The organism is Methylocaldum sp. (genome assembly GCF_039794385.1).
Lineage (GTDB): Bacteria > Pseudomonadota > Gammaproteobacteria > Methylococcales > Methylococcaceae > Methylocaldum.
Map to the genome: position 1 here is coordinate 1 of NZ_JBDIVO010000448.1, position 3,203 is coordinate 3,203.

The window sequence follows — 3,203 nt, forward strand, 5'->3', positions numbered from 1 at the left end:
CACCGGGCGGCCCAGCTCGATGTTGTAGCCGGCCCGCACGGTGTCGGCGGTGACCCGGATCGGTGCCTGCCCCGCCCCGCCCGCGCGCTGGCCGCCGATCCAGGGAACGCCGTTTTTACCGGCATTCGTCTCCACCGTATCCTTCGCGGTTTTTACATCCACCGAGGACGAATTCAGACCGCCGGTCCCCATTTGCATTTTCCAGTCGTAGCCCTTGGCCAGAGTGATCCAATCCTCGAAGGGATTCTGCCCGCGGGCGATCTCGGCCTCCATCTGCTCGCAGCTCTTGGTGGCGAGGGAGATCGTCGCCTCGGCCTGGAGCAGAGCGTTCTGGAACAGGTCGTAGAGCCCAGGGTTCGCCCGTTGCAGGATCAGGGCGGGCAAGGAAGCGATCGCGTTGGTCGCGGCGTTGACCATGAAGCCGATCATGTTCTCGATTCCTTGGCTGACATTGTTCAGGATGTTGGAGACACCGAGCACCGGATCGAAGTTTCCGCACGAAAACGCCCGTCGAAGATCGAGCGAACCGCCGAGGGTAATCGAGTGGGCGTAGGGGTTCGCCGCGACAGTGATCGCCTCGGCCCCGCCGATCTCGTAGTACCAGCGGCTCGATCGGGCGGGTGACAGCGGCGCGGCGGATGATTGCGCGGTGAGTGACAGGGCGACGAACAGAATGAGAGGACGGCGGAGTGCGCGGACCATGGATCGTCGTCTCCTACGGGGTTCGGGTTGGCGTGGTCGAGCTGTCGGACGGATAGGACATGATGTCGATGCTGCCGATGAAGCTGCCTTTCACCTTGCAGCACTTGTAGGGACGCCGCAGCGTGAAGGCATAATTTCCATCGGCTGCGACCTTGCTGCCCGCCCAGCCCGAAAAACTCATGAGGTCGTTGCTGCCGAACACTTCGCAGCTTCCGGCGCGTTGGGGCGTCAGCATCTGCCAGGTGCCGGTCTTGGCGTCACCCTCTTTCAGGGACGGCGGATACCACAACCCTGTACTTTTTCTTTTCTTTCCGCTTGTCGCTCTCGAGCGCGATGTAGACATGCGGCTGACCCGTCCGCGTCACCACGTCTCCGGCGCGCTGCGCCACGACCGCGGCCGCGGCCGCCTTGGGGTCTTCGGCCTGGGTCACGAAGCCGCCTCTGGGATAAACCGCACCCCAGGTATTCAAGGGCCAGTCGCCGATCTCCCGCAGCCCGGGAATGAGCGACTGGGGATAAATGAATTCGGGAATCGCCCAACGCCAGGACAAGGCATCCAGGGCCGAGACGAGATAGGGCTGAAACGGCGTCGACGCCGAGGGGCACAGGAAAAAGCCCGCGGCCGGATGGCCGATGGCGTCGGAGTCCTTGAAGATCAGGTTCTTGTGCGCCGGGTGCTCGCGAGCCGGCCGGCCGGCGATGCCGCATTCGGTCGTCGTGCCGCCGCCCAGAAGGTTCGGCAATTGGCCGCCCATGGCCGAAAGCACCGCGCCCGCGCCGGTGGTTTGAATCCCAGCCAGAAGGGCCTTCATCTCGGTCCAGGGATTGTTGGCGATACCGTTGTGGGCGCTGACCACCAGATCGGGATTGTAGTGGCCGTACTTGGCCGAGGTTTCGATCTCGCAGCCGAAGGGCGTGCACACCAGCCAGAGGCATACCCCGATCACCTGGAACTTGATGCAGGAAAAGTTCAAGGCGCTGGATAGAATCGTGCCGGTGTTGATGGGTTCGGCCCGAAGGTCAGCCGTCAGCGCCAGAATGAAAAAGCTCAGCGTCAAACGCTTGATCATGGCGTACCTTCCTTCCAGGTCCGGTAGTACCGCAGCGCCTCGCCGAGATCGGCGGTGCCATAGACGACCGCCCTACCCCGGTCGAACACGATCGCGGGATAACGCGTGAGGCCGTAGCTCAGTGCTCGGGCATGGCCTTCGTAGGCCGCCTGCAACGGCGCCGCAAGCCCACTGCCCTGCCCTTCGAGCCGCTGCCGGGCGATCCGCCAAGGCCGCCGCCTCGTTCGCGGGGAGTCCTGCCGAGAGGACCGCCTCGATCCGGCGTGGGGCGGAAAGATCGAAGATGTCGATGGGAACCCCTTGGGGCCGAAGCGCGTGAGCGCCGGAGGCTGGAAACGCCGGATCGGTGAAAACCTCCACGGCGGCCGGCCCGATATCGGCCGGAACCGGGGGTGCGGAGAGGCACAGCACGACCATCGAGGCCCACAGGGATTGGCGATGCGTCATGATGGCGAGGCCTCCTTCGTGAATACGCTACTGCGCTTCCGAGCGATGCGTTCGGCGACCTTCAGCGCCGCTTCCGGCTCGGTGCAGCCCTGTTGTGTCATGAGCGCCGCCCGTTCGGCCTTCTCGTCCTTCTCGGTCATGGCGAGGGCCAGCGCGATGGGCGGCGGAACGTTCCGGAACAAGGCCTTCAGCGCCCGGCTCAGAACTACGCCCTCGGTGTACTTGCCGGGCTCCTTGGTCGCGGCGAGCAGCAGCGCCCGTTCCTCGGCGCTGAGCTCCCGGAACCTCGCGATCTGCTCGGCCTCCTCGGGCGGCATGGAGAGGCACAGCCACCATTCCATCATGTTGAGCATCCGCCGGGCCGCATCGGGAAAGTCCTGGAGGTTTTGGGTGGCGAGCCACAGCCAGGCGCCATAGCGCCGCCACATCTTCGAGATCTTGACCACGTAAGGCGCCAACAGCGGATTGGTGGTGACGATGTGCGCCTCGTCGGTGAGCACCAGCGTCGGCCGGCCCTCGTACTGATGCTGCTCGACCAGAGCGTGGATGTGATTCATCAGCGAGATGTAGGCAACCGTCAGCTTATCCTCGTAGCCTTCCTGCGCGAGGACGCCCATCTCGAACACGGTGACGTCGGCTTCCGGCCAGAGCTGCCCCGGCCGATTGAACAGCTTGGCTTTGAGGCTTCCCTCGGTACAGAAGAGGCTCAAGGCATCGGCCATTTCGAGTACCCGGGCACGCCGCGGCGGATCAAGTTCGGCAAGGCCCGGCAGATGGCGGAGACCGTGCGCGACGTCCTCGGTGAGCGGCTGGCGTTTCGCGGCGACCGCTTGCCGCGCTGCCTCGACGATGGCCTCACGGATCAGGAGCCGGTCGGCGCGCGTCAGGCGCGCTTCTTCCTTGGCGTCGCCGGTGCTTGGGATCGAGCAGCTTTCCGATCTCGGCGAAGGGCGGCAGGCTCACGTCGCTTTTCGGCCGTACCTG

The 3,203-nt window shown here is 64.8% G+C and carries 4 protein-coding genes and 1 pseudogene; all 5 read right to left on the reverse strand.

What is annotated here, in order from left to right; all coding sequences use genetic code 11:
* Positions 1–702, reverse strand: a pseudogene (locus tag ABJK70_RS22500) (hypothetical protein); the annotation flags it as partial.
* A 13-nt stretch (positions 703–715) separates the two neighbouring features.
* The gene (locus ABJK70_RS22505; RefSeq protein ID WP_245245696.1) at positions 716–991 is read right to left on the reverse strand and encodes a TraU family protein; all 276 of its coding nucleotides are present in this window, start codon (positions 989–991) and stop codon (positions 716–718) included.
* Positions 960–1,772 carry a TIGR03756 family integrating conjugative element protein gene (locus ABJK70_RS22510; protein ID WP_347259200.1) on the reverse strand — a complete coding sequence of 271 codons (813 nt, stop codon included), beginning with the start codon at positions 1,770–1,772 and terminating at the stop codon, positions 960–962. Before ABJK70_RS22510 ends, ABJK70_RS22505 begins: the two co-directional genes overlap by 32 nt.
* Before the next feature lie 72 nt (positions 1,773–1,844).
* Positions 1,845–2,219: a hypothetical protein gene (locus ABJK70_RS22515; protein WP_347259201.1), complete on the reverse strand. Its 375-nt coding sequence runs from the start codon at positions 2,217–2,219 to the stop codon at positions 1,845–1,847.
* The gene (locus ABJK70_RS22520; RefSeq protein WP_347259202.1) at positions 2,216–2,941 is read right to left on the reverse strand and encodes a hypothetical protein; all 726 of its coding nucleotides are present in this window, start codon (positions 2,939–2,941) and stop codon (positions 2,216–2,218) included. Before ABJK70_RS22520 ends, ABJK70_RS22515 begins: the two co-directional genes overlap by 4 nt.
* Between the last annotated feature and the right edge of the window lie 262 nt (positions 2,942–3,203).